Source organism: Gemmatimonadota bacterium, assembly GCA_039715185.1.
Classification (GTDB): Bacteria; Gemmatimonadota; Gemmatimonadetes; order Longimicrobiales; family RSA9; genus DATHRK01.
This window is the reverse complement of record JBDLIA010000161.1, coordinates 1-3,550: the sequence shown is the minus strand read 5'-3', so window position 1 is coordinate 3,550 and position 3,550 is coordinate 1. Positions and strand designations below refer to the sequence as shown.

At 67.9% G+C, this 3,550-nt stretch carries 5 protein-coding genes; 4 read left to right on the top strand and 1 reads right to left on the bottom strand.

The genetic code is table 11. From position 1 onward, the window contains the following. Positions 1 to 1,055, bottom strand: a 1,055-nt coding sequence (locus ABFS34_16115) for a dCTP deaminase (GenBank protein ID MEN8376953.1), incomplete at its 3' end; no start/stop codon positions are given. A gap of 220 nt (positions 1,056 to 1,275) precedes the next feature. On the opposite strand from ABFS34_16115, the gene ndhC reads away from it, so the two are divergent. The 4 genes from ndhC to ABFS34_16095 all read left to right on the top strand — a co-directional run. Beyond that, a complete protein-coding gene (gene ndhC / locus ABFS34_16110) occupies positions 1,276 to 1,632 on the top strand; it encodes an NADH-quinone oxidoreductase subunit A (protein MEN8376952.1) in 357 nt (118 codons plus the stop codon). After that, on the top strand, positions 1,623 to 2,261 hold the full coding sequence (gene nuoB, locus ABFS34_16105; protein MEN8376951.1) for an NADH-quinone oxidoreductase subunit NuoB: 639 nt from the start codon (positions 1,623 to 1,625) through the stop codon (positions 2,259 to 2,261). Before ndhC ends, nuoB begins: the two co-directional genes overlap by 10 nt. 10 nt (positions 2,262 to 2,271) lie before the next feature. Further along, positions 2,272 to 2,955, top strand: coding sequence for an NADH-quinone oxidoreductase subunit C (locus ABFS34_16100; protein ID MEN8376950.1), 684 nt, complete (start codon positions 2,272 to 2,274; stop codon positions 2,953 to 2,955). Further along, positions 2,955 to 3,550: NADH-quinone oxidoreductase subunit D (locus tag ABFS34_16095; protein MEN8376949.1), on the top strand; the 596-nt coding region annotated here is incomplete at its 3' end. The genes ABFS34_16100 and ABFS34_16095, both read left to right, overlap by 1 nt.

Here is a 3,550-nt window from a genome sequence, read left to right as displayed (position 1 = left end):
CAGTTTCGGACAAACACCCCTGCGTCCAGCGCGAAGTTGCCGGCCTCCGGGACCGTGAGGCAGTAGACATCGTGGTCGCCGGGGCGTGCGCGGACACGCGCGACCTTGTGGTTCGACGGGTGGCGGGCGCGACCGCGGAACGCCGCCAGAACTTCGGGGAAGCGGCGGAACACGGATCGGTCGCACTCCAGGTAGCGGGCGGCGCCCCGGATGGATCCGGTCGCGTCCAGCGCGGCGCGCTCGATGTTCCACGGCGCGTTGTTAGGCCGGTCGCCGTCCATGTGGTGTCGATGGGTGCCCGGCACGTCCTCGTAAAGTCCGTGGCGGAGGTTCCATTCGTCGGCGAGGCGGTGCGTAGGATAGTGGTGCCCGTTGAGCGGCTGGTACACGGACTCGTATCCCCGCGCGAGCGTCCGATAAAGCGGCATCAGCGACGTACCCGGAACCAGATCGCCCGCCGCCATGAGCCGGCCGTCGCGGAGCAGGAACTTGTGGTCAGGGGTGCACCTGATCAGCTCCTCGTTGTCCAGCCGGACCTCCACAAGCCCATCCCGCCCAACGAATCTGGGCTTCTCCAGCAGCGTCACGATGATCCGGCCGCGGGGACCCACCGAATAACCCCAGAAATGCTCTCCTCGCTCGGAACGCTCGGCCATGTCCTCCAGCGTCGCGGAAGCACCATCGGCCAACGCCACGCGGGTGTCTCCGCTGAAGCACCTCGCGTACGTGCTCTTGCCGACGCAGATCACCAGCGTATCCGAGGGAACCCGGAAGTACTCCAGCGTCCTCGCCAGCGCGAACGAGTTGGGCGGGATCAGGCAGCTGCCCTCGCCTCTGATGTCCACGAAGGAGCGTTCGTCGAAGGCCTTGGGGTCGACCACCACGCCGTGCACGTTGGTGAACACCTTGTACTCGTCGGCGACCCGGATGTCGTAGCCGTAGGAGGAGCAGCCGTAGCTGATCGCGCCGTCGCGGACCTGGCCGGACTCGAATGGCTCGATCATGCCGTGCTCCTTGGACATCCTGCGGATCCAGTGGTCGCTCCTGATCGACATTCGGCTTCGCTCTCCGGGGTTCGCTGGGCTGCCGCGGCGACCGGCCGCGGGTGGCGGCGGCAAAGTACCCCGGCCGCCTCCGGGCGCCAAGGGTAGGGCAGGCAGCACGGGCGCCGGAACCGGACCGCCCGCACGCCCCCTTTTCCGGTTGACCCCACGGCGGGCCAACTCTAACTTGCCGGCTCTGGATCGTGAACGATTTCACAAGCTCCCAATTCGGATGGCCGACGCCTACATCCCGGTCCTGATTCTGCTGGGTATTTCCGCCGCCCAGGCGGTGGGGATGGTCGTGCTGTCGCAGGTGTTCAGCGCTTATCGGCCCACGCCCGTGAAGAAGGCGCCGTACGAGTCCGGCATGATCCCGCTGGGGTCCACCAGAGAGCGGTTTTCGGTCAAGTTCTACATGGTGGCCATCCTCTTCATCATCTTCGACATCGAGACGATATTCCTGATCCCGTGGGCGGTGCGCTTCCGGGACCTGGGACTGTTCGGATTCGTGGAGATGCTCGTGTTCATCACGATCCTGGCGGTGGGCCTCGTCTACGTCTGGAAGAAGGGAGCGCTACAGTGGGAGTAGGCGCACCCGGATGGGTCACCACCAAGCTGGACTTCGTGGTCAACTGGTCGCGGCGCAGCTCGCTGTGGCCCATGCCGTTCGGCACCGCGTGCTGCGCGATCGAGATGATGGCGAGCGCGGCCTCCAAGTACGACCTGGCGCGCTTCGGCATGGAGCGCATGTCGTTCTCGCCGCGCCAGGCGGACCTGCTAATCTGCGCGGGCCGCGTCAGCTACAAGATGGCGCCGGTGCTGCGCAAGATCTGGGACCAGATGCCGCAGCCCAAGTGGGCGATTTCGATGGGCGCGTGCGCCTCATCGGGCGGGGTGTTCGACGCGTACTCGATGGTCCAGGGGATCGACACCGTCATCCCCGTGGACGTCTACGTGCCGGGCTGCCCGCCGCGCCCCGAGGCGCTGATACACGGCATCATCATGCTGCACGAGAAGATCAAGGGCGAGTCGGTGACCGACCGCGAGCTGCACGCCCAGCTCCGCGCCGAGGACCCCGCGACCATCGGCAAGCCGGCGCTGCCCGCCGAGGTCATCGACGAGGTCGCCAAGCCGTTCGGCAACTCCACCAAGCAGAACCGCTCCAGCGGCCTGGTGGGCACGCGTGCGCTCCAGCGCCCGCGCGACCGGATGCCGTGAGCCGTCTCGAATGAGCGACGACAAGCGCTTCGACGACGCGCTCGATGACCTCGAAGAGCGGCCCGTGGTGGAGACCGCCGACGAGGGCGCGCCCGAGTCCGGCCCAGCGGGCGACGAGCCCGCGTCCGTCGTCGCCCTGCGCGAGCGCTTCGGCGACGACGTCCAGCGCCACGAGGTCCAGGGGGCCGGCGAGCACGTGGTCTTCGTGGACGCCGGCAGGATCGCCGAGATCCTGCGCTGGCTGCGCGACGATCGTGACTTCAACATGCTGCTCGATCTCACCGCGGTGGACTATGGCGGCGGACGCCCGCTCCAGATGGTCTACCAGGTCTACTCGCACGCGCACGGCCACACGCTGCGGCTGAAGGCCGAGCTGGCGCTGAACGCGCTGGAGATCGACTCGGTCGCGCCGCTGTGGACCGGCGCGGACTGGCTCGAGCGCGAGGTCTACGACCTCTTCGGGATCACCTTCCGCGGGCACCCCGACCTGCGCCGCATCCTCATGCCCGAGAACTACGCGGAGGGGCACCCGCTGCGGAAAGACTTCCCGCTGCGCGGCCGTTTCAGCCGCGCCGAGCAGACGCGGCGCGCTCTCGCCATGGAGGTCGAGGACATGTACGTGCCGGCGGAGCTGGACGTGGTGCACGCCCACGACGCCGCCACGCAGGCCGCCGACGCCCCGGGGGAGGGTTAGTGGGCACGCGCACCGTCGAGTACGAGATCTCGCGCGCCCCGGAGCTGGGCATCGACGGGCGGCCGGTTACCGTGCCCGCGTTCCCGGTCGGAGTCGAGCCCGAGCTGCACGGCGAGCGCATGCTCATCAACGTCGGCCCCCAGCACCCCGCCACGCACGGCGTGCTGCGGCTGGTGCTGGAGCTGGACGGCGAGACCGTCATCCGCTGCATCCCGCACGTCGGCTACCTGCACTCCAGCTTCGAGAAGCTGGGCGAGTACCGGACCTGGAACCAGATCGTCCCGCTCACCGACCGCATGGATTACCTGGCGCCGCTGATCTACAACTGCGCCTACGTGATGGCGGTGGAGAACCTCATGGGGATCCAGGTGACGGAGCGCTGCAAGGTGTTCCGCGTGATCCTCATGGAGCTGGACCGGGTCTTCAGCCACCTGCTGTGGATGGGCACCACCGCCATCGACATCGGCGCGTTCACGCCGTTCCTGTACACGTTCCAGGAGCGCGAGCGCATCTACACGCTGCACGAGGAGTACACGGGCGCGCGCATCACCACGTCCGCCACCCGCGTGGGCGGCATGATGGCCGAGGTTCCGGA

What these genes read in the sequence shown, in the direction of transcription:
- ndhC (MEN8376952.1), top strand. Translation starts at nt 1,276, where the DNA reads ATGGCCGACGCCTACATCCCGGTCCTGATTCTGCTGGGTATTTCCGCC.
- ABFS34_16100 (MEN8376950.1), top strand. Translation starts at nt 2,272, where the DNA reads ATGAGCGACGACAAGCGCTTCGACGACGCGCTCGATGACCTCGAAGAG.